The 21,505-nt window shown below is 53.2% G+C and carries 19 protein-coding genes; 5 read left to right on the top strand and 14 right to left on the bottom strand.

The features are described 5' to 3' along the window. Positions 1-371: 371 nt before the first annotated feature. Entirely contained in the window at positions 372-1,265 is an 894-nt protein-coding gene (miaA, locus tag BUA93_RS13945; RefSeq protein WP_072980413.1) for a tRNA (adenosine(37)-N6)-dimethylallyltransferase MiaA, read from the bottom strand. Positions 1,266-1,295: 30 nt separating this feature from the next. Here miaA and BUA93_RS13940 point away from each other — a divergent pair, with 30 nt between their 5' ends. Further along, positions 1,296-2,402, top strand: coding sequence for a divergent polysaccharide deacetylase family protein (locus BUA93_RS13940; protein WP_072980411.1), 1,107 nt, complete (start codon positions 1,296-1,298; stop codon positions 2,400-2,402). Positions 2,403-2,415: 13 nt separating this feature from the next. Beyond that, positions 2,416-3,144: a pyridoxine 5'-phosphate synthase gene (locus BUA93_RS13935; RefSeq protein ID WP_072980409.1), complete on the top strand. Its 729-nt coding sequence runs from the start codon at positions 2,416-2,418 to the stop codon at positions 3,142-3,144. Between the two features lie 46 nt (positions 3,145-3,190). Here BUA93_RS13935 and BUA93_RS13930 read toward each other — a convergent pair whose 3' ends face one another. The 9 genes from BUA93_RS13930 to BUA93_RS13890 all read right to left on the bottom strand — a co-directional run bounded on the left by BUA93_RS13930 (position 3,191) and on the right by BUA93_RS13890 (position 10,148). Then, positions 3,191-4,024 carry a metallophosphoesterase gene (locus BUA93_RS13930; RefSeq protein ID WP_072980407.1) on the bottom strand — a complete coding sequence of 278 codons (834 nt, stop codon included), beginning with the start codon at positions 4,022-4,024 and terminating at the stop codon, positions 3,191-3,193. Between the two features lie 71 nt (positions 4,025-4,095). Further along, positions 4,096-4,818: a pseudouridine synthase gene (locus tag BUA93_RS13925; protein WP_072980430.1), complete on the bottom strand. Its 723-nt coding sequence runs from the start codon at positions 4,816-4,818 to the stop codon at positions 4,096-4,098. Positions 4,819-4,899: 81 nt separating this feature from the next. Continuing rightward, entirely contained in the window at positions 4,900-5,826 is a 927-nt protein-coding gene (locus BUA93_RS13920) for a Ppx/GppA phosphatase family protein (RefSeq protein ID WP_083597478.1), read from the bottom strand. Then, the gene (locus BUA93_RS13915) at positions 5,819-6,175 is read right to left on the bottom strand and encodes a hypothetical protein (protein WP_072980405.1); all 357 of its coding nucleotides are present in this window, start codon (positions 6,173-6,175) and stop codon (positions 5,819-5,821) included. Before BUA93_RS13915 ends, BUA93_RS13920 begins: the two co-directional genes overlap by 8 nt. A gap of 68 nt (positions 6,176-6,243) precedes the next feature. Then, positions 6,244-6,558: a histone H1 gene (locus BUA93_RS13910; protein WP_072980404.1), complete on the bottom strand. Its 315-nt coding sequence runs from the start codon at positions 6,556-6,558 to the stop codon at positions 6,244-6,246. Positions 6,559-6,859: 301 nt separating this feature from the next. Further along, entirely contained in the window at positions 6,860-7,609 is a 750-nt protein-coding gene (panB, locus tag BUA93_RS13905; RefSeq protein WP_072980402.1) for a 3-methyl-2-oxobutanoate hydroxymethyltransferase, read from the bottom strand. After that, positions 7,588-8,352, bottom strand: coding sequence for a DNA repair protein RecO (gene recO / locus BUA93_RS13900; protein ID WP_072980401.1), 765 nt, complete (start codon positions 8,350-8,352; stop codon positions 7,588-7,590). Before recO ends, panB begins: the two co-directional genes overlap by 22 nt. 74 nt (positions 8,353-8,426) lie before the next feature. Beyond that, entirely contained in the window at positions 8,427-8,783 is a 357-nt protein-coding gene (locus BUA93_RS13895; RefSeq protein ID WP_072980399.1) for a histidine triad nucleotide-binding protein, read from the bottom strand. 30 nt (positions 8,784-8,813) lie between these two features. Beyond that, positions 8,814-10,148 (bottom strand): efflux RND transporter periplasmic adaptor subunit, encoded by a 1,335-nt coding sequence (locus BUA93_RS13890; protein WP_072980397.1) that lies wholly within the window; start codon positions 10,146-10,148, stop codon positions 8,814-8,816. Between the two features lie 215 nt (positions 10,149-10,363). Here BUA93_RS13890 and BUA93_RS13885 point away from each other — a divergent pair, with 215 nt between their 5' ends. Further along, positions 10,364-11,266 (top strand): cation diffusion facilitator family transporter, encoded by a 903-nt coding sequence (locus tag BUA93_RS13885; protein WP_072980395.1) that lies wholly within the window; start codon positions 10,364-10,366, stop codon positions 11,264-11,266. Between the two features lie 36 nt (positions 11,267-11,302). Further along, positions 11,303-12,778 carry a M16 family metallopeptidase gene (locus BUA93_RS13880; protein WP_072980393.1) on the top strand — a complete coding sequence of 492 codons (1,476 nt, stop codon included), beginning with the start codon at positions 11,303-11,305 and terminating at the stop codon, positions 12,776-12,778. Positions 12,779-12,827: 49 nt separating this feature from the next. Here the strand turns inward: BUA93_RS13880 and BUA93_RS13875 are convergent, their stop codons facing one another. The 3 genes from BUA93_RS13875 to pelA form a co-directional block, all read right to left on the bottom strand. Continuing rightward, entirely contained in the window at positions 12,828-13,739 is a 912-nt protein-coding gene (locus BUA93_RS13875) for a hypothetical protein (RefSeq protein ID WP_072980391.1), read from the bottom strand. 245 nt (positions 13,740-13,984) lie between these two features. After that, complete coding sequence (locus BUA93_RS13870; protein WP_072980428.1) at positions 13,985-16,114, bottom strand: pectinesterase family protein; 2,130 nt, start codon at positions 16,112-16,114, stop codon at positions 13,985-13,987. A 66-nt stretch (positions 16,115-16,180) separates the two neighbouring features. Further along, positions 16,181-17,911, bottom strand: coding sequence for a pectate lyase (gene pelA / locus BUA93_RS13865; protein ID WP_072980389.1), 1,731 nt, complete (start codon positions 17,909-17,911; stop codon positions 16,181-16,183). A gap of 263 nt (positions 17,912-18,174) precedes the next feature. Here pelA and BUA93_RS13860 point away from each other — a divergent pair, with 263 nt between their 5' ends. Beyond that, positions 18,175-20,367 carry an NADP-dependent isocitrate dehydrogenase gene (locus tag BUA93_RS13860; protein ID WP_072980387.1) on the top strand — a complete coding sequence of 731 codons (2,193 nt, stop codon included), beginning with the start codon at positions 18,175-18,177 and terminating at the stop codon, positions 20,365-20,367. A 139-nt stretch (positions 20,368-20,506) separates the two neighbouring features. On the opposite strand, the gene plsX is transcribed toward BUA93_RS13860, so the two are convergent. Then, positions 20,507-21,490, bottom strand: coding sequence for a phosphate acyltransferase PlsX (plsX, locus tag BUA93_RS13855; protein WP_072980426.1), 984 nt, complete (start codon positions 21,488-21,490; stop codon positions 20,507-20,509). Between the last annotated feature and the right edge of the window lie 15 nt (positions 21,491-21,505).

Raw genomic sequence — 21,505 nt, 5'->3', positions numbered from 1 at the left:
TTAAAGTCTTGGTCCCGTTAATCACGTTCGTATCATTGACTTTCCAAGAATCCTCTTGGACCCGTCACTAAGCACATCTCCGATTCCTTCAATCTACTCAGCAACCTCTCGGGTTGCTGTCCCTCGATCGCGGCTTACTTGGTTCTTCGCTTTCAGCGTTTCGTTTTCGGCCGTCCCTCTCAGGAACGACGCCAATTATAGAATTTTCAGGAACATTTGCAAGGGTGTTTTTGCAGAAAAAATCGCATTTTTTTCTTATTTTCGCAAAAAACGGGAAAGCAACGAGTCTTTCGCAGGGAAAATACCAAAGAGTTCACAAACTATTCACACAAAAATTTCAGACGCTCAAATTTTTCTGCTAAAAATCAAGGCTATTGCGCCCGATAGGAGCGAACTATAAGTGAAAAAGGCTCCTTTTCCATGTCAATTGGAGCACTTTCGACCTGCCAACGGAACCACGTAAGTTGCCTTTTTGCATAATTGCGGGTCTTTTTCTTAACTTCTTCAACGACTTCGTCCATTTCTGCCGACGATTTCACCTGCAAAAGTTCCCTATAGCCAAGACTTTGCCACGCAGGAGCGGACAACGGAACATCCTTAGCAAGCACGTTCACCTCGTCAACCCAACCGTCCTGAATCATCTGGTCTACACGGGAATCAATCCTCTTATATAGGGCATCTCGCTCCCGTTGCAGCCAAAAGATTGGCAACTTCCCTATTCCGCCTTCGCGGTCTTTCTGGAATTCCGATAGCCTGCGACCCGTCGCCTTGAACACCTCTACGATTCGAACTAGGCGATGTACATTGTTCGGTTCCACATTCCGCACCAATTCCGGATCAGCCGCCATCGCCATTTTATACAAACTATCGGCACCCTCGCGAGCCGCAAGATTTTCCAATTCCAGCCGGACTTCTTCAGGAACCGCAGGAATCTGCGGTAAGCCAAGCATCAGGCTCTGCAGATAAAGTCCCGTCCCCCCCACCAGGATATAATTTCGTTCCGGATTCGCAGACAGCAACTCTTTTACTTTGTTACAAAAGCCACCCGCCGAAAAAGACTCCATCGGATCCAAGAAATCAACCAGGTGGTGTTTCACCCGCACAAGACTCGCGGCGTCAGGCTGGGCCGTTCCAATACAAAAGCCCTTGTAAATCTGCCTGGAATCGACGCCGATAATTTCGGCATCATAATGTTCGGCAAGCCGCAAGGATAATTCCGATTTTCCGATTCCGGTCGCTCCGACCAACGCAAACAAGACAGGCATGGCCTCAATTTAGTTATATTATCAGCCACCATGGGAAAAATGAAACACGTTGTCGCCATAATCATCGTTCTTACCTCATTGATCGGAGGTTTCATCTTCCTGCTTCCTAAACTTTCAGGAATGCTGGCGACAGACAGCACCACCAACGCCACGGCCACTGACTCCACCACAGTTCAAGAATCCGTTCCAGACACGCTTTCCTTCGAAGAAAAGATGCAGCAGGCCCTGCTCCCTCTGGAAGTCAGCTATTCCAAGCGCAAGAAGCGCCATATCTGGACGATGGGAGGCGGCCAAACCGTCATCATGTACCTCCTGCAAGCCCAAAGATTCATCGAAAAGAACGGCGGCAAGATTCTTTTCATGGAAGAACTCTACAACAACAACGAAGTCTTCCAGGCAGCCAAAGTCGACCTGATCAAGGATAACGGGGATACACTGAACCTCGAATTCCAGGTTTCCCGAAACGAATTCAAGCCGGGGGCCTCCATTCTCGCAGTCGCCTTCCAGGTTACGACCTTAACCCCCGAATTGATCGTCAGCTTGAACCAGCTGGATTTCAAGTACGATTTACTTGTTCCGCCCTTCGGTCCAAGCGACGACTTTTATCGCGATCTGGACAGAATCAAGCGCAAGGAAATCGCCCTGTGGATCCCCATGGAATCCACCAAGCTTAACAAGGCGCACAACAAACTTCGTCCGCTGCGCATCCACCACACCGAAGAACAAATCGAAAACGTTATCACCGAAGCCTACAGCAAGCTCCCCGAAGCCAAGGGGATCGTCAGCCGCTACGGGGGCCAAGCCGTTGAGCACAGACAACTCCTGCAAGCTATCTTGAAGCCCACCAAGGAACATGGGCTCTGGTTCGCCGATATCTCCATGAACAAGCTATCCATCGTCCCGCAGACATGCCAAGACATGGAAATGACCTGCAAGTGCACGGCACCGTACAATCCCGACAACAGTTCCCTATCGGACTATACCAAGGCCAAACTGCGCGAAGCCAAGCGGAACGGTCTTGCCACCATGATTCTCCCCTTAAACCAAAGTTCTTTGGAAAAGCTCGGCAACCTGTCCGAAATAGCCCAGAAACAGGGCACCACCCTCGTAAATTTATCTACCTTTATGAAGAAATGACAAGGAGTCCCGCATGACCGTAAAACTTGGATTTAATGTTGACCATATCGCCACCATCCGCGAAGCCCGCAAAATTTGCGAACCGGATCCCATCGCGGCCGCCGTACTCGCCGAACTCGCCGGAGCGGAAGGCATCACCATGCACTTGCGCGAAGACAAACAGCACATCCAGGATCGCGACGTCCAGCTTTTGCGCCGCACGGTCACGACCAAGATGAACCTGGAAATCTGCCCCGCACAGGAAATGGTCCAGGTCGCCATCAACAACCAGCCGGACACCGTGACCCTCGTCCCCGAAATTCACACGGAACTTTCCACCGAAGACGGCCTGAATGTCGCCGCCAAGGTGGCAGACCTCGCCAAGCCCGTCATGACGCTCAAGAACAACGACATTGCCGTAGGCGTGTTCATTGACGCCGAAACGGAACAGGTCAAGGCCGCCAAGAAAATCGGAGCAGACTTCGTGGAATTCAACACGGGCAAATACGCCACCAGCTGCGCCCTCGGCAGCAACGAAGAAGTGGAACGCGAAATTTCCGCTCTCGAAGACATGACCGTTCTCGCCCGCAAATACGGCTTGAAGGTCAAGGCAGGACGCGGCCTGAATTACAGGAATGTCGCCCCCATCGCTACGATCGAAGGTATCGACGAACTCGTCATCGGTCACAGCATCGTGAGCAAGTCTGTCATGGTAGGCATCGACCGTGCCGTACGCGACATGCTTGAAATCATCAGGCGTTAATTCTTTAATACAGGGGAACGGGGACACCCCGTAACGCCCCGACGCATCAAGGATATCCAGCCCATTCAGCGGCAATACTCGGAGACGCCTTGCGGATTTTTCGGGTCTGTTCACTGTCATCTGCCAGGGCTATATCGCCGCTGGCAATTTTTTGTTTGATTTCTTCAAAAGTTTTCGGCTGTTCCTTTTCCGGAAGTTTGTCACCAGGTACCAAACAGGGAGCATCGATCGCCGTTTTCGCCTTGTCCTTCACAGGCGTATACTCACGGGCTGCCGGGACCTCGTAGAAACGGTCTTCCTCGGGGCACCACGCCATCAGCTTTTTGCCGTAAACGCAGCCTGCATCGAGACCGATAAATCCCGGACGGTTGACAAAACCCATCTTCGCCCAATGCCCGAAAACAACCGTTTTATTCCATTTAATTTGTTCAAACCACGGACGATCGTTCCAGAACCTTACAGATAAAAGAACTTCCGGGTCCATGTCCTCTAGTCGGGCCTTTCCGGGCTCAAGCCCGGCATGCACGAGCAGTGCATGGGGCGTATCACGCCACAAAGGCCACTGCTTGACAACCGATACAATATAGGTCCATTCTTCCATCGGAAGTTTCGCAAAACGCGCTCGCTGCTTTTCGGTCCAGCCACTCTCGGGAAGCTCCATCGCGCGTATCAGGTGCTCTTCATGGTTTCCGCGCACCGTCAAGATTCCGTTATCCTGCACGAACCGAAGCGCGCGCATCATGTCGGGGCCCTTGTTAATGACATCGCCCGTCTGGTACAGCGTATCCTTTCCGCGCACAAAGCCAAAAGCCTCTACGATGCGTTCGAGTTCGTCGGCACATCCATGCACATCACCGATGTATAATGTTCTACAGTTCATACGAAGAAATCAAATGTGAAGTGTGAAATCACATCCCACGTCAAATTACATTCCTCATTCCACCTTCCACACTATTTAATGTGCACCGCCTGTCGGATTTTGTTGAGTTCGTCGGCAGTCAGTTCGCGGAATTCACCGGCAGGCAATTCTCCCAAAGTCAGCTTGCAATAGCTCACACGCTTGAGGTCTCGGATTTCGTAACCCACGGCACGCATCATGCGGCGGATTTCACGGTTCTTGCCTTCGACAAGTACCAGTTCCGCAAAGCCCTTTTCCAGATAGATATCCGTCGCGAAGGCGATTTCCTCTTCTTCGGCCCCTTCTTCACGGATGTCGACGCCATCCACCAGTTTTTGGGCGGCATGCTCCGATAACGGGCGATCCGTCCACACGTAGTAGCTGCGTGGAATTTCATAGCTCGGATGCGTGAGCCTATGCAACAATTCACCATCATCGGTAAACAGCAGCAACCCGCGGCTCTGCAGGTCAAGGCGTCCCACATACTTCAGGCTCTGGTAGGCCGGAGGCAAGTAGTCATAAACCGTGCGACGACCTTGCGGGTCGGTCTTGGTACACACGCAACCGGCCGGCTTATGGAACATAATGGTCGTCGTCTTGCGCGGGAGCTTGGCAGGCTTGCCGTCGACAACAACGTTGTCGGCGTTCTCGTCGACCTGGTGGCCCAAGTCCTTAATCACGTCGCCGTTCACTTGCACGCGGCCTTCTTCAATCAAGGCGTCGGCCGCGCGACGGCTCGCAATTCCACAGAGAGAGATGAATTTATTGATACGCATAGGAAAGTAGGCAGTAGGAAGTAGGCAGTGGTTAGTGATTAGGTCATCCAGGCTGATTGTCATTCCGGGCTTGACCCGGAATCAGCTTTTTCCGGCATCAGCTTTTTTATCCTCATAAAGCAGTCCGAACCGGAGACCTGCGGTACTTATCTTAAATGTTTCGACGCGGAGTTTCTCCAATAGCGACTTGAGCCAGAAAAGCCCGCAAATAATGACTTCGTGGCGTCCGTTCTCAAGCCCCGGAAGCATTGCGCGCAATTCCTTTGACAAGTTCGAGATCTTTGTCGTCACGGCCTCCAGGTCACTAATGGACAGCTCCAGACCTTCGATAGCCTTGTAGTCGAACTGTTGCTTGTTCAGGTAAACCATCGCAAGGGCCGTACCTGTGCCGCCAATCAGGTACACAGGCTTTTTCGTCATGCCCTTGAAAGACACTTCCTTGAAGGTTTCCTTCACGAACTTCTTGTATTCGGGGCCAGGAATCGGGCCCATCGCCTTGAACATCTTGAGCGCGCCCACCGGAATCGAGAACGTGGTATCGCCGTTGCTGAGTTCCGTAGATCCACCACCGATGTCAATCGTCACGATACCTTCGCCATGCCATTCCTTCACGGAACGGTAGGTGAGCTTGCCTTCTTCTTCGCCGCTGATGATTCGCGGCTTCATCCAGAGAGTCTTCTCGACGGCGGCAATCACTTCGTCAGGGTTCTCGGCATTGCGCATCGCCTCGGTCATCACGGCGGCCTTGAGGTTTGCCCCCAAGGCATGCAAGTCCATGCGGAACTTCGTCATGATGGCTTCGAGTTCCTTGATTCGCTTTTCGGTAATGGCGCCGTGCTCGTAAATGTCTTCGCCCAGGCGACAGACTTCAACTTTCTGCAGCTTCGGGACAAGCACCTTGCGCGGGGCGGCCCCCTCTTCGGTGGCGGGAGCGTCTTCGAAAGCCGCAATCAGAAGAATGCAGCTATGGCTCCCGATATCGACGGTGGCAATCAGTTTGTTATCCATTGGATGCCTCGTCGGTACTGCTGGAAGCCGCTTCATCTTTGGCCTTCAGCATGCCGCTTTTAATCTTCTCAGCAATCTTTGCCGGATTCGTCAGGAATTCCTTCGCAAAAGCAATCGCTTCCTCCACCACGGAATCCGGGTGTTTCCCGTTCCAACTGGCGACCAAGTCGCCCGATTCACTACCGAGTTCCTTGCCTTCGCGAATTTCCTGCCCCATCTTAAGGGCAAGCAACAGTCCGAGTTCAAAGGCGCGGGGTTCATTTTTACCATCAAGAAGCTTTTCAACGCGCTTGACACGTTCTTCGTAAGGGATATTCTCTAATTCGGCGAGATCTTTTTCTGAAATCATGCCCCAAAAATAGAAAACGAGTTCCGGACTTGTCCGGAACTCGCCAACAAAGGAGAAAATTGTTGAGATTACTTCTTTGCAGCCTTCTTAGCAGGAGCCTTCTTGGCGACCGGCTTCTTTGCAGCGGGCTTCTTTGCAGCCGGCTTCTTTGCAGCCGGCTTCTTTGCAGCAGCGGGCTTCTTGGCTGCGACCGGCTTCTTTGCAGCGGCCGGCTTCTTTGCAGCAGCGGGCTTCTTTGCAGCGGCCGGCTTCTTTGCAGCAGCGGGCTTCTTTGCAGCGGCCGGCTTCTTTGCAGCAGCGGGCTTCTTTGCAGCAGCGGGTTTCTTAGCAGCAGCGGGCTTCTTTGCAGCAGCCGGCTTCTTTGTAGCAGTCTTTGTAGCCATTTTTTTTCTTCCTTATGGTTATGTTGTGAATTATCTGTGTATAAAATAACTTATTTTCACAAATAATCAACACTTTTTTTCAAAAAAATTAAAAAAAATTCATTTTTTACAAAAAAAATGATTATAGAAAGAATATTTTTCAGTGGATAATGTTGAAATTAATTTGTTCAAAGTTCAAAAAATCATGCAGACCACCACTTTGTCAACAAAAAAAATTCCCGAAAAAAATTCGGGAACCCTTCTATCAAAAAAAAGATTTCAAGTCGTAACTTGAAGAATATCAAACAGATACGAGCGAACTTTATCTATTCGGATTCTGCACACTGTCGATATATTTCTTAAATCCTTCAACACCGAGGCTGAACATATCCACGAACTTCGTTGCGAACGGAGGCAGCTTGCGCTGGTGCATCCCCAGGGCGTCGTGCATCACGAGCACTTGCCCGTCTGTAAACTTTCCGCCGCCAATACCGATCGTCACCGCGTTCACCATGCCGGTAATCTTGGTACCGAGCTCTTCGGGAATGTGTTCCAGCACCATCTCGAAACAACCCAGGTCGTCTACGTACTTGGCCGCCTTGATGATTGCAGCCGCTTCTTCTTCGGTGCGGCCCTTCTGCTTAAAGTTTTCGGCCGTCTGCGGCAAAAGTCCAAGGTGAGCGCAAATAGGAATGTCGTGGCTCAGCAAATATTCGTGCACGCCCGCGGGGGTGCCCTCAATTTTGACGCAAGAAGCTCCCACGTCCATAAAGCGGCGTGCGTTATCGTATGCCGTTTGCGGGTCCTTGTCGCTCAAGTAGGGCATGTCGGCCACCACGTGGGTGTTCGGTGCCCCGCGGCAAACCGCGGCCACAAAAATCAGCATCTCGTTCATGCCAATTTCGCGGGTGCTCTTGTAGCCGAGCATCGTGTTTGCAAGACTGTCGCCTACCAAAATCTGGTCCACACCTGCCGCCTCTGCCATCTGGGCAAAAGCGTAGTCGTAGGCGGTAATCATCGAAACTTTTTCGCCTTTAGCTTTCTTGTTCTTTATGTCGATTGGGCTGAGCATAACTTACGAACCTCCTGTAGCCATGAAAGGGAATGGATTTCTTTCAGGAATCCGATGTGATTGCGTAGATAAGATAGCAAAGCATTCTCCACAAAAACGCGACCGTTCAGATTTTGGGGAGCATCAAGGCCGTTTTTTTCACATAGATATAACTCCCAAAGGCCTTTCAGCGTTTCCTGGCGCGCCCTTGCGCTCTGCACACCCAAGCAATGTCTGCAAAGAAGCGCTCCCGTTTCAGGGAAAAAATCTGCCGCCGGTTCAACAAGCGGCTTCTCGCAGCGGCTGCATACACCCAGTTCCAGATGGTATCCCCACAGGTCGCTGATATCGAGCAGCCACTTGGCAAAGACACCCTCAGCAGGATTCGACCGGTCAAGTTGCGAAAGCGCACCATCCAGCAGGGCGAATTCATCTGGCAAGGGAACGCCTTGAGGGGCGTAACGCAAGACGATTTCGGCCATGACCTGGGCTACAGCAAGCTCCATAAGGGAGGCCCGCAAGGTTTCTCTCCAGTTGATAATCGAGGCTTCCTTGATAAACTGCAGTTCCGTCGAAGGATTCTGCCGGAAAACCACCTCCGACAACGCCAGCGGATCAAGCGCCCCCTTGAACGGGGATTCCTTTCGTTTTGCGCCCTTGACAATAAAGCTCACCACGCCACACTCTTCCGTAAGCGCTTTCACGATAAAGCTAGAGTCGCTGTACGCAAACCGGTGCAACGTAATGCAACGAGATTTAATCATAAGTTCGGATTTCAGAATTCGGATTTCGGAATCTTTTGAAAATCAACTCTGAAATCTGAACTCTGAATTCTGAATTAAGTGTTGGGGAACGGGGGCCAGCCCATCACCTGTCCACCGAGCACGTGCAGGTGAATGTGGAACACCGTCTGGCCAGCGTCGGCCTTGCAGTTGAATACGAAACGAGCACCAGATTCTTCGATACCGAGCTCCTTGGCAATGAGCTGGGCGCGGTAAAGCATCTTGCCTACCAGTTCGCAGTCGGAAGGCTGCATGTCCATGATGGTCGAAATGTGGCGCTTGGGCACCACCAAAAAGTGCACCGGGGCCTGCGGGGCAATATCGTAGAAAGCAAAGACGTCATCGTCTTCGTAGATTTTCTTGGAAGGGATTTCACCCTTGATGATTTTACAGAAAAGGCAATTTTCACTCATAATGATTATAAGGTAGTAAAAATGTCCCTGTTACTTTTTCTTGCGGCCCGGAGGCGTAGGCATAAAGGGGCTGCTTGCCTCGGATTTTTCCTTGGTGGCAGCCACGGTTTCTTGGCTTACGACCACGGAATCGCCCACGGAAAGGCCCTTGAGAATCTGGATGTTCACGCCATCACTGATGCCGGTCTTGACAGGGCGAGGGGCGGCCTTGCCATCGATGCTTACCCACACCAGGTTGCCGCTCGGCTTTTTGCCGTCAGCGCGCTTCTTGAAAGACTTGGGGAAACTGCCGGGGGGTGGGAAATTACCCTTTTTGAAGTCGCCCTTCGGGACATCGCCGGTGTTAAAATTCGCATTGGCGAGGCCATCTTTCACGGAGGAACTGTCGCCAGATTCGTGCGGTGGGCGCATTCCCTTGGGCGGTTCTGCCATCGGGGTGCCGTCGGCGGGCGTGAATTTGAGCGCCTTCACCGGAATCGCGATGGCATCGGTGATTTCTTGGGTCACGATGGTACAGGTCGCCGTCATTCCCGGGAGCAGCTTCTGTTCCGGATTTTCGGCGGTAATCACGACAGTATAAGTCACCACGTTGCTTGTGGTCGTGGGGTTCAGACGGACTTCCTGCACGGTACCATTAAATGTGTCACTCTGATAAGCATCAACCGTAAAGGAGACCTTCTGGCCCTGCTTGACCTGCCCGATATCGGCTTCGTCGACATCGGCCATGACCTTCATCTGGCTCAAGTCCCTGGCGATCACAAATAAAGTAGGAGTACTCATGGAAGCGGCCACGGTCTGGCCGACTTCTACCGCACGCTTCAGGACTACGCCGTCGATGGGGCTCTTGATGGTCGCGTAGCTCAAGTTGAGGCGAGCCTGGTTGACTTCGTTCTGGCTGCGTTCTACGGAGAGTTTCGCCGAATTCATGTTGTATTCGGCGGTTTCGAGTTCCACGGCGCTCGCGGAATTACTTTCGGAAAGCTTCTTGACGCGGTTGTAGGTCGATTCCTTGAACTTGAAATCGTTTTCGGCCGACTTGTAAGCGATTTCGGCCTGCGCGAGTGTAGCCTTGAGCTTGGACTTGTCGAGTTCGGCGATGACCTGGCCCTTCTTGACCTTGGAATTGAAATCGACGTTGATTTTCGCGATGTCGCCCGACACCTGCGTGCCGACTTCCACCTGGTCAACAGGTTCCAGCGTACCCGTTGCCGAAATGGTAGTCGAAATCGTGGTCTGCGTGACCTTCACGCTCACGAGCGGGCCTGCGGCGTTTTCGGCAGCCGCCGAAAAAAAGAACATCTTGACGCCATAAGCGATAGCGCCAAGAATCACGAGGATGATGAAGATTTTCAAGAATTTTTTCATAAACGCAACCTAAAAATAGAAAGTCTCGCCCTTTTTCGAATAATTAGATGCGCTTGAACGACAAAAGGTTGCCTATTCGCAAGAGTTTATTCCCAATTTTTTATATTATATCCAAGATTTTTCGACTTAGTCATTCTCGACCGAAGGGAGGGAATCCAATACTGGATCCCGTCGCTGCGCTCCAGGATGACCAAGCTGCCGATTGACTACTATCAATGACTCGTATCGCAAAAAAAGATGATTCCGCAGAGGTCCGCCGCGTCACTTGGGTGGGGCTCGGCTGGAACGTCGCCTTGTCGGTAGGCAAGTTTTTTGCAGGCTATTTTGGCGGATCTCAAGCACTTATTGCCGACGCCATTCACAGCGCATCTGATTTTATCACGGACATTGCGATTATCGTAGGGGCCCGCTTCTGGAATTCGCCACCCGACGCGAATCACCCGTATGGGCACCGGCGATTCGAGACCTTGATTTCCGTCGGAATAGGACTTGCTGTTTGCGCCGTGGGTCTCGGCCTCGGTTACAATGCCGTCGTGGCACTCACGAACGGCGAGCAGTCGCACCCCGAATGGATTGCGGCGATTATGGCAGCGGTTTCAATCATTGTGAAAGAGGCGCTTTTCCGCTACACGCGGGCGAAGGGTCGCGACATTCGCAGCGAAGCCGTCGAGGCAAACGCTTGGCACCACCGGAGCGACGCCTACAGTTCTATTCCTGTTTTGATCGCGGTCTTGTTCGGGATTCTTTGCCCCACACTCTGGTTTGCAGACTCCGTAGGCGCGATTATCGTTTCCGTTTTCATTTTGCATTCGGGCTTTGAAATTGCATGGCCGGGAATCCACCGCGTGGCCGACGAAGGCGCGAGCGCCGAGGTGGCCCAAAAATTGCGCGAAGTGGCTCTCGCCTGCCCGAACGTGATTAGCATTCACGGGTTCCGCACGCGTTACGTGGGCAGCGATTTGCACGTGGATTTGCACGTCGTCGTCCCTGCCGACATGACACTCTTGGCCGCCCACGACCTGGCCGAAGAAGTAGAACGCCGTATGATCGAGGCGGGAGAAAACGTAGTCGACGCGCTTGTGCACATCGACCCGTACGACGAAAGAAAAGTGAAATAAGTAGAGATCCTTTTTGATTTTACTAAATTCAAACTTATGAAAAAATTCGCAAGAAAAATTTCCAGCCTTGTAGCATGTATCGCGGGAGCATTGATGTTTGTGACTCCGGCGGAGGCCCAAGTCAACCTGACAGTACACAAGGAAGTTTTGCCCAACGGGCTCACGGTGCTTCTGCATCCGAACAAGCAGGCCCCCACGGTAAGTTGCCGTCTGTTCTACGTGACGGGTTCCGTGCACGAAGTTCCGGGAAAGTCGGGTCTTGCGCACATTTTGGAACATGAACTTTTTAAGGGCACCAAGAAAGTCGGCATAACCGACAGCATTGCCGACGCCAAGTTTATGGCCACTCAAGATAGCCTGCAGGCCTTGATCCGCCCGGCAATTCTGGCGGGCGACACGGCAACAGTCAAGAAACTCACCGCCGAACACGATTCCGTACTGAACGAACACCGCAAAATTTTTGTGAAGGACGAACTTTGGAGCGCTTACCAGGCCGCCGGTGGCACAGGTCTGAACGCCTTCACCAGCGATCTCATGACCGCCTATATCGTGACGCTTCCGAGGAACAAGATTGAACTTTTCATGTGGCTCGAAGCAGACCGTATGCAGAACGCCGTGCTGCGCGAGTTCTATTCCGAACGCATGGTCGTGCGCGAAGAACGCCGCATGCGCTACGACGACAAGCCGACAGGCCGGTTCATCGAGACACTCAATTCCATGATTTACGAGGCTTTCCCGTACCGCGTGCCGACAATCGGCTGGCCAAGCGATATCATGAACTTGACGCGCGAAATGGCCGACGAACATTACCGCAAGTATTACAAGCCGCGCAACGCGATCCTTGTACTTGCAGGCGACCTCGACACGACCGCAACCATGGAAATGGTCAAGAAATACTTTGGCCCGATTCCGACCGGCGAAGCATTCCCGCCACTCACGATTCGTGACCCCGAACAGGCCGGCGAAAAACGGCTGACTGTCACACGCCCCGACGCCCCCAACATGTATGCATTGACCTTCAAGACACCTGAAGTCGGCGACAGCATTCTTTATCCGCTCGACATTGCCGAGGGCGTCTTGAACGGCCGTTCCGGCAGACTCTACAAGCGCCTGGTACAAGAAGAAAAACTTGCCGTGAGCGTGAGTGCCAGCAACAGCCCGAACAAGTACATTTCGGAATTCGGTGTCACCGTGAACATGCGGCCAGATGCAGACCCAGCGAAAGTCGAAAAAATCGTGTGGGAAGAACTCGAAAAACTCAAGACCGAACCCGTGACCGAACGAGATTTTCAGAAGGTCAAGAACCGCGCCTACGCCGGGCTCGTACGCAGCCTGACCGATATGGAAAATGTGGCGACCATGCTCGCCTGGTACGAAATGTTCGGCGATTACCGCATCTTCCTGAATTGGGCGGACCAGCTCAATAAAGTTTCTGCAGCAGACGTTCAGGCTGCCGCTCAGAAGACTTTCGTAAAAGAAAAGTCTGTCGCGGGATTTCTTCTTAAAAAATAAATTTCACTAAAAACACAAGCAAATAAGCCGGACCTCGTCCGGCATATCATTACTGTGCGAACTTCGCAATTTCTTGCCCGATTTCGCGGGCTTTTTGCGGATTTTCGTTATAGATGGCGTCAATCTTTTGACAGCCCAGTTCTAGCAGTTTGCGAGCCATCGACGAATCACGCTTCTCGCGCAAGTCACGGAGCGCAAGGTCTATCAGCTTGACATCAGCCTGAACCGGATAGCCCTTCATGAATTCGTAGAACAGCTTAATTTGTTCGTTATACTGTTCTTCAGTTTCAAGCGCAAGCAAGAACGGAATCACGCGCGTATTCAGGAGCTTGCCTAAATCGCCCATGAAGGTGTTCAATGTAAGCCCCTTCGGGAACAATTCTTCGGAATCATTCTGCAAGTCTTCGGTATCCATGAATGCGCCCGACTCGATTTGTTCCAAAGCATCGTTCAAGAAATCCATTTCTTTTTTGCGAGCCTGTTCGCGGAAACGCGCCTGGTAATAAATCGGGAGCGTCGTGAGGCAAAAGTGAGCCAGCCCCGCGCCAATGAATTCACCGATGTAATAGATATCGGCATCCTCGGCGAGAATGTCTTCTTCACGGGTAAAGTTACCGATTTTCGCCGGAATCGGGATGACTTCCATACTCGAAAGTTCGTGCAGGCGTTCGCGCATCTGTTCCACATCCATATCGGACGGGAGTTCCACACCATCGGCCTGCATCGATTCCAACATATCGTTGATTTTGTCATCGACAGCGCGGTCAATCGCCTTCTTGCTAGGTACGCGCGGAGAGAACATGCGGAAATCACCTTCCAGCGCCAAGAGCCCGTTCTTGATCATGTCATCGAACGGTGTGCCGCTATCCCGTTCGTCCGGGTTCGGCAAAATCTTGGCGTAGGCAATCATACGCCCGCACAGGTTGTCGTCATTTCCTTTTTTCTGTTCAATACCTAACATACTGGGAGCAATATAGTAAAAGTAGGAAGTGTGAGGTGTGGGGTGTGGGGTGCGAGTTTTATAAAAAAGGAATTAAAAAGGTCATCCTGGAGCGTGTCATCCTCGAAGCGTAGCGGAGGGGAGACGGGATCCAGCACTGGATTTTCCCCTTCGAGGACCATGCGCACTAAGGCAACAAGTTGCCAAGTGCTGTCCGGCCTCCCTTCGGTCGAGAATGACTGATTCGAAGAATCCAGGGATGAGCGCTACTTCACGCGGATGATTTGCTGGCGGAGTAGGGAGCCGTCGCCGCGCTGCAGCAAGTACACACCCGGCGCCAGATTTTCCGTTTCCAAAGAAGAACTTTCGCGAACCAGCTGCCCCGTCAAGGTAAACAGACGCACGCGAGATGTCGGAGTGAGCAACTGGCTCGGCGCTGCAAGCCCGCGAATCAAAGTCGTTTCGTCTGCCTTGACCAACTTCAGCTCCAGCTGATCCAGGTTCGGGCCGTCGTTGCCGCCAATCGTCGCAAAGGTTATGTTGCCCGCACCCTCGGCGAGTTTCGCCTTGAACGAAAGCGTTTCCCAGGTCGTCCAACTTTCCGTCGCTTCAAAGGTGAGCGTCTCGGCGCTCTTGCAACCGTCAATTTCCGCAGCACTCTCGCCAGGTGCAGCAGCCGCCAAACTACGCGCCTTGCCGCTGCCATTTGCATAGCGAATCACAACCTGGTACTCACCCGCGATTTCAGCGTATACGGGCACTTGAATCATGCTCAAGTCGCCGGCTGCAAAATTCACGAAGGCACTTCCGTTAAAGCCCGCATTGTTGCTTTCGGCAGCGGCATTCGTAATGATGCCATCTTCCACCTGGAACACTGTCGTACCCTTGGCGGTAAAGCTCGGAATGAGTTCGATGTCACCCGCCGCGACGATTTCAACCTTCGCCTTGCTCGCATCAATATCCGCAGCGCTCTTGCCGCTCCAGCCCGCAAAAGTCCAGCCTTCGTTCGGTTCTGCGGTAAAGATTGCAGTCTTGCCCTCGGCCACCTTATCGCCCGAAAGGTTTGTCGTCACCTTGCCGCCGATCGCATCGCCAAGCGTTACTTTGTAGTAAGTCACATTCGCGTCGACTGTTGCGACTTCGTTGGAATACGCGCCGAGGCCGCCCATGCTGTTCGCAGCACGCACCGTAATCTTGGAACCCGTAGCTACACCATCGAGCGAAAAACTCGGAGCGACTACATTCGCCTTGTACCTGCCGTTTACGAACACAACCCAAACGCGAGCATTGTCATCGTCGGCCCAGACGATTTCGGCGCCTTCCTGCGCAATTTTTGGGGCGTTCACCTGAGCGGTCAACTTGGTCGGATCCCAGTTGTCGCTCCCCTTGAGCACGTTCTGGAGTGTGTGCTTGGCGGCATCGCTTGCGTTCCAAACCGTCTTGAGCGTGGTCGCCGTCGAGGCGTCCTTGCCGCCATTAAAATAGGTCTTGCGCTGGCTTGTGTTCACCGCGTTGCCATTGCCATCCTTGCTGTTGTATTCGCCGAACACAACGGGTGCGGAGTTCATGTCAGGCCCCCAGCCTTCGGCCTTGGGTTCCGCCACCATCTTTGTATTCAAGAAAACCGTTTTGGCGCGAGCCCACGAACGGCCGAGATAGAAAGTCTTGTTAAAGCTGTTGTTCGTCACGGTTATTGTCGTGTTGTTGAACACGTAGCCCCAATCGGTATTGTTCTGCGAGGCGGTAATGTAGCCACCGCTACGGCGCATCACCAGGTTCGTGCCTTCAAAAAACACGTCGCCGTCACCGCAAATAAAGTCGACCGTACCTTCGATTTGGCCATTTTCCCAGTAGCTGCGGCCCTTCTTGTTGTTGTTCAACTTGGTGTAGTAGGTATCCTGCGTACTCAGGAGCTTTACGTTCTTGTATACAAGCTTGTCGCCCACCGTCATGAGCGCATCGTGGCGGCAGGCGCTGCCGCAGTTGGCTTCGTTCCCGTAGTTCGCCTTGTTGTAAAGCGTAATGTCTTGCATGTACACGCTGTTCGCGCTCACCTTGAGCGTCGCGGTCACGCTGATGCCTTCGTTAATGGACTTGTTGTAAAGAACCGTCTTGTCGGCGCTCTGGCCCACGAGCGAAGTATTCGACGCCGTGAAAGTCGTCATCTGGTTGCTGTCGCCGGTAAGGCTTCCGATGTTGTATTCGCCATCGGGGAAGAAGATAACGAAATGGTTCGATTCGCTCGCGCCCGAAGACGCAGCCTTGCTCATGGCCGCCTTAAAATCGCCATCGACACCGACCACGAAATCAATCTTCTTTTTTTCGACAGCGGAGGCAGAAATAGCGAGACCTAAAGTCGCAAGTAGACAGATTTTTGATGTAACACCATTCAACATAAAACCATTCCTTTCTTCCTTGTCATGCCGGGCTTGACCCGGCATCTCCTTTTCTACTAAAGGGCGCTACCTCTTTCCATTCACTTTAAACACTTTTCCGTTCGCTTTTTTCAGGTAAACGCCTGCGGCGTTGTCACGGCTACCAAAGTCTACATAGTAGCGGGCGGCAGCATTTGCCGAAACAGCCTGCACGGCGCGGGTCCCGATCACGGTCGTTCCACCGATATCTTTTTCGCCGGCGTACAAATCAGCATTCATCCAGCCAATGTAATCGATGTTTGCCATGCCTTCGCTACCCGTACTCGTAAATTTGAGTTCGCTGTAACCCTTTTCGAGCGGCACCTTAATAGTTTGCGCCTCCCAAGTGGTCCAGCCACCCGTAGAGCCCATGCTCACGCCTTGAACAACAAGCACATCGCCCACATATATGTCGTAGCCGCGAGCGCTAGAGCCCCCGTTTGCAAAGCGGATTGTCAAATCGTATTCGTCCGCCTTCGCTGCGGTTACGCCGTAAGTCACGTAGCTACCCGTTTCGTTATCCACATTCGCGTAGCCCTCGCCCACAAAGCCCGTATTCGTCGTTTCCTTGGCCCCCTTGATGTCCACGAAATTCACGCCATCGATGTACGTCTTGCAGGTATCGCTCCCGCAAAGTGCGGCCGGCGGCGGAGGCGGAACATACGAACCCGCAGCCTTTTCGAGCGCTTCCAAATATGCAGCTTCCGTCGAAAGGATTGCGCTGCCGTAATCACCTGCCCACTGGTAACCCGTTCGGCGTTCCTCGCTGATCTTCATAAAGTCCTGCGTCTTGGTACTGGCTCCGTCGCGGTCGCAGAAAAAGTAATCGTCGCTATTCACTTCGTAAAAGCGGAACCACAGCGAAGAGCCCGACTTGTCTACAACGCCAGCCGTCTTGCTAAAGGCCTTGTCTTTCAATCTGTTTTTCTTGTACCAGGCAATGGCGCCCTTGACCGCATTCTGGATCGCTTCGGTCTGTTTAGGCCAATTCATCAGGAACCACACTACGCCCATGGATTCGTTGCCAGACTTACTCGGGAGTTCGTAGGCGCGGGCACCCACCGGAGCGAGGCTGTTCGTGTCGTGCTGGGCGCACCACACCGTCAGATTCCCGTTGTTCACAATCTGTGCCTTGAGCAGGTAATCAATCGCCTTGTCCAGCGCGCCCTGCATCTTGCTGCGAGTCGCCTCGTCAATGATATCGGAATCAAACGGAGACGTCTTGTTTGCAATGTCCATCATGGTGACCATTGCACGAATCATGGCGTTGTCGTTCAGCGTAATCTGGTCCGAATAGTTGCCGCGCTTGGGCCACACCTGCGGAAGCCCGCCCTTGGAACGCTGCATGGTCAGCAAAAAGTTCACGGCCTTGTTGAAGCTCGTCTTAAAAGCGACCTTGTAACTGTTGTTGGTCGTCTCCTTGTAACGCACAGCCAGCAAGCGCATTTCTTGAATAGTTGCATTGTTGTCAATAGTGCCGAGGTCGCCGCCATCCTTGGCGCGCCATTCCGACTTCTGCCCACCGGAATAAGCGCTCTTGTACTTGTCGGCCATGGCCTTGTAAAAACCGCCGTTGCTTATTTGCCACGTGGTCATGTTGTAGGCGTACTGGTCGATATCCATGCCTTTAGCCGCGTCGGTGAGTTCCGAATAGCCGCGGTAAGAATTAACCCTCGAAACCGCCGTCGAAGGGGGTACATAATCCGCCGCAAACGACGACACGGCAAACGCCAATCCGAACACGCCCATTACCGGCGTAGACCTTTTCCAAACACTCATAAAAACCTCATCCCGCGAAACCGCGCAAATTCTCTTCTAAATCTATGTTATTTTCAGGAAAAGCGGTAATTACAAGAATATTTCTGTCTACATTTTAAGCCAAAAATTAACCAGAAACGGCGATGTTTCCCAAATTTTTACACTAATAGAAGTCCACGATTAAAGACGCAAGGCGAAAGAAGATAAGTCGTTGAGCGAACATTCGTCGGGCGAAGCCCGAGGCCATGTGAGCGAACCTATGAATTTTCTATCTTTGGGCTCGTATGAATACCAAGATTTACTATACCCTTACCGACGAGTCGCCTTTTTTGGCAACACAGTCCCTGCTTCCTATTGTCCACGGTTTTGCTAAGGCGGCCGATATCGATGTTGAAACCAAGAACATTTCCTTGCCTGGCCGTATCCTGGCCGCTTTCGGCAAGGCGAGCGACGACCTGGATTTCCTGGGCAAGCTCACACTGGACCCGAGCGCAAACATCATCAAACTTCCGAACATTTCGGCGTCTGTGCCGCAGCTCAAGGCCGCTATCGCCGAACTCCAGAAGAACGGTTTCGATGTGCCCGACTATCCGGATGCTCCGGCGAACGACGAGGAAAAGGCCATCCGCGCCAAGTACGACAAGGTGAAGGGTTCCGCCGTGAACCCGGTGCTGCGCCAGGGCAACTCCGACCGCCGCGCACCCAAGGCGGTGAAGAACTACGCCCGCAACAATCCGCATAGCAACGGCGTGTGGAACGAATCGGTGAAGACCCATGTTTCGAGCATGTCCGCGAACGACTTCTACGGCAACGAAAAATCCATCACGCTCGCGAAGGCCGACACCTTCAAGATTGAATTCGTAGATGAATCCGGCGCCGTCACGGAACTGCGTGCAGCCAAGCCGCTTTTAGAAGGTGAAATTCTCGATGCCACCGTGATGCGCATGGCCGCCCTCGAAAAGTTCATCGCCGAACAGATGGCCGACGCCAAGGCGAAGGGCGTGCTGTTCTCGGTGCACCTGAAGGCCACCATGATGAAGGTATCCGACCCGGTGCTGTTCGGTGCATTTGTGCGCGTGTTCTTCAAGGATGTTTTCGCGAAGTACGCCGACCTGTTCAAGGAACTCGGAATCGATGCGAACAACGGCCTCGGCGACTTGTACAAGCGCCTGGAAGGCAACACCAAGGAAGCCGAAGTCAAAGCAGCTATTGACGCGGCACTCGCTGCAGGCCCGGATCTCGCCATGGTCGATTCCGCAAAGGGTATCACCAACTTGCACGTGCCCAGCGACATTATCATCGACGCCTCGATGCCCGCGATGATTCGCAATTCTGGCTGCATGTGGAACAAGGAAGGCAAACTGCAAGAAGTAAAGGCCTGTGTTCCGGACCGTTGCTACGCCGGCATCTACGAAGCCGCGATTGATTTCTGCAAGAAGAACGGCGCCTTCGACCCGAAAACGATGGGCACGGTACCGAACGTGGGCCTCATGGCCCAAGGCGCCGAAGAATACGGCAGCCACGACAAGACCTTTATCGCTAAAGCAAAGGGCATCATCCGCGCCGTGAATGCAAACGGCGAAGTGCTCCTGCAGCAGGAAGTCGAAGCAGGCGACATCTACCGTATGTGCCAGGCGAAAGACGCCCCGATCCGCGACTGGGTCAAGCTCGCCGTCACGCGCGCCCGTGTGAGCAACACGCCGGCCATTTTCTGGCTCGACCCGCAGCGCGCCCATGACCGCGAAATCCAGAAGAAGGTGGAAGTTTATCTGAAGGACCACGACCTCTCCGGTCTCAGCATCAAGATTATGAGCCCGAAGGACGCCATCGTGGAAACCATGACCCGCGCAAAGGCCGGTCTCGACACCATCAGTGTCACGGGCAACGTGATGCGCGACTACCTCACCGATCTTTTCCCGATTCTCGAAGTCGGAACCTCCGCCAAGATGCTCAGCATCGTGCCGCTCATGGCTGGCGGCGGACTCTTCGAAACGGGTGCAGGTGGCTCCGCTCCCAAGCAGGTGCAGCAGTTCCTCGCCGAAAACTACCTCCGCTGGGATTCCCTCGGCGAATACTTCGCGCTGGTGCCCGCCTTCGAACAGGTCGCCTCGACAACCGGTAACGCCAAGGCTAAAGTCCTTGCCGACACGCTCGACGAGGCGAACGGCAAGATTCTTGAATACAACCGCACGCCGACCCGCAAGATTGGCGAACTCGACAACCGCGGCTCTCACTTCTACCTCGCCCTCTACTGGTCGCAGGCGCTTGCCGCCCAGAAGGACGACGCCGAACTTGCCGCCAAGTTCTCCCCGGTTGCGAAGGCCCTCGCTGAAAACGAGCAGAAGATTGTCGCCGCGTTTGCCAACCAGCAGGGCAAACCCGCCGACATCGGCGGCTATTACCTGCCGAAGCCGGAACTCCTGAAAAAGTGGATGCGCCCGGTCGCCGAATTCAACGCCATCATCGACGCTCTGTAATTCACGCTATCATTCGCGCGCCACAAGCGACGCATTAAAACAAACGCCTCCGCTACGGAGGCGTTCGTTTTATGCCAAAAAAGAACCCCGAAATGAATCGGGGCTCCTGAAACCTGGTTTCAAACAAGCTAATTAGAGCTTACTTTGCTTCGGAGGGTTCATCCTTGATAGCGAGCAGGCGTTCGTTGATGTTCTTCGAGACACCCTTTTCGGCATACTTGGCAGCCACTTCCACAGCCTTTTCGATAGCGAGAGCATCGGAGCGGCCGTGGGCGATAATGCCGGTGCCGTTCAGGCCAAGCAGCAAGGCGCCACCCGTCATGCGGTAGTCCCACATTTCGTCGAAGCGGCGACCGTTCGGGGTATCGATAACACCGAACATCTTCTTGTGCAGTTCGTAGAAGCCTTCGAGCATCTTCAGAACCACGTTACCCGTATAACCAGAAGTCACGACCACGTCGGCGACACCTTCGATAAGGGTTTCGCCTTCGATGTTACCGATAAAGTTTACCGGAGCGGACTTCAGCAACTGGTGAGCTTCCTGCAGCACAGCCGGGCCCTTGTGTTCTTCTTCGCCCATATTGAGAAGGCCGACCTTCGGCTTTTCGTAACCGAAGTAGGTCTCGGCGAAGGCGGAACCGGCAATGGCAAAATCCACCAAGGTAGCGGCGCGTTCGTCGACGTTAGCACCGGCATCGACCAAGATGATCGGGCGGTCAGCGGTCGGAATCACGCAGCCGATAGGCGGACGGCTAAATTTGTCTGTAGTGCGACCAAGAAGCATAAGGCAGCTTGCCATCATGGCGCCAGAGTTACCGGCACTCACGGAGGCGTCTACCATCCCCTTCTTCTGCAAGGCAACGCAAGTCACCAGGCCGGAATGGGGCTTTTTCTTGAGCACTTCGACAGGATGTTCATCCATGGCCACCGGATCCGGCGCATCGACCACGGAAATGCCTTTGCCAGCATAGCCAAGCTTTTCGAGCTTAGCCTTGACCTCGGCCTCCGGTCCGCACAGAACCACGTGCAGGTTAGCATTCTTGTTGACGGCGTTAACCGCACCTTCAATCACTACGTCCGGGGCGAAATCGCCACCGAGAGCATCAAGAGCAACTTTAACCATGGACATCTCCTTACA

This window comes from Fibrobacter sp. UWH4 (genome assembly GCF_900142475.1).
Lineage (GTDB): Bacteria > Fibrobacterota > Fibrobacteria > Fibrobacterales > Fibrobacteraceae > Fibrobacter.
Note: the sequence above shows the minus strand (reverse complement) of the source record. Positions and strands in the feature narration are given on the sequence as shown.

What these genes read in the sequence shown, in the direction of transcription:
- BUA93_RS13880 (WP_072980393.1), top strand. Translation starts at nt 11,303, where the DNA reads ATGAAAAAATTCGCAAGAAAAATTTCCAGCCTTGTAGCATGTATCGCG.
- BUA93_RS13930 (WP_072980407.1), bottom strand. Translation starts at nt 4,024, where the DNA reads ATGAACTGTAGAACATTATACATCGGTGATGTGCATGGATGTGCCGAC.
- plsX (WP_072980426.1), bottom strand. Translation starts at nt 21,490, where the DNA reads ATGGTTAAAGTTGCTCTTGATGCTCTCGGTGGCGATTTCGCCCCGGAC.
- BUA93_RS13870 (WP_072980428.1), bottom strand. Translation starts at nt 16,114, where the DNA reads ATGTTGAATGGTGTTACATCAAAAATCTGTCTACTTGCGACTTTAGGT.
- BUA93_RS13925 (WP_072980430.1), bottom strand. Translation starts at nt 4,818, where the DNA reads ATGCGTATCAATAAATTCATCTCTCTCTGTGGAATTGCGAGCCGTCGC.
- panB (WP_072980402.1), bottom strand. Translation starts at nt 7,609, where the DNA reads ATGCTCAGCCCAATCGACATAAAGAACAAGAAAGCTAAAGGCGAAAAA.
- BUA93_RS13885 (WP_072980395.1), top strand. Translation starts at nt 10,364, where the DNA reads ATGACTCGTATCGCAAAAAAAGATGATTCCGCAGAGGTCCGCCGCGTC.
- BUA93_RS13860 (WP_072980387.1), top strand. Translation starts at nt 18,175, where the DNA reads ATGAATACCAAGATTTACTATACCCTTACCGACGAGTCGCCTTTTTTG.
- BUA93_RS13890 (WP_072980397.1), bottom strand. Translation starts at nt 10,148, where the DNA reads ATGAAAAAATTCTTGAAAATCTTCATCATCCTCGTGATTCTTGGCGCT.
- BUA93_RS13920 (WP_083597478.1), bottom strand. Translation starts at nt 5,826, where the DNA reads ATGGATAACAAACTGATTGCCACCGTCGATATCGGGAGCCATAGCTGC.
- miaA (WP_072980413.1), bottom strand. Translation starts at nt 1,265, where the DNA reads ATGCCTGTCTTGTTTGCGTTGGTCGGAGCGACCGGAATCGGAAAATCG.
- BUA93_RS13940 (WP_072980411.1), top strand. Translation starts at nt 1,296, where the DNA reads ATGGGAAAAATGAAACACGTTGTCGCCATAATCATCGTTCTTACCTCA.
- BUA93_RS13910 (WP_072980404.1), bottom strand. Translation starts at nt 6,558, where the DNA reads ATGGCTACAAAGACTGCTACAAAGAAGCCGGCTGCTGCAAAGAAGCCC.
- BUA93_RS13915 (WP_072980405.1), bottom strand. Translation starts at nt 6,175, where the DNA reads ATGATTTCAGAAAAAGATCTCGCCGAATTAGAGAATATCCCTTACGAA.
- BUA93_RS13935 (WP_072980409.1), top strand. Translation starts at nt 2,416, where the DNA reads ATGACCGTAAAACTTGGATTTAATGTTGACCATATCGCCACCATCCGC.
- recO (WP_072980401.1), bottom strand. Translation starts at nt 8,352, where the DNA reads ATGATTAAATCTCGTTGCATTACGTTGCACCGGTTTGCGTACAGCGAC.
- pelA (WP_072980389.1), bottom strand. Translation starts at nt 17,911, where the DNA reads ATGAGTGTTTGGAAAAGGTCTACGCCGGTAATGGGCGTGTTCGGATTG.
- BUA93_RS13895 (WP_072980399.1), bottom strand. Translation starts at nt 8,783, where the DNA reads ATGAGTGAAAATTGCCTTTTCTGTAAAATCATCAAGGGTGAAATCCCT.
- BUA93_RS13875 (WP_072980391.1), bottom strand. Translation starts at nt 13,739, where the DNA reads ATGTTAGGTATTGAACAGAAAAAAGGAAATGACGACAACCTGTGCGGG.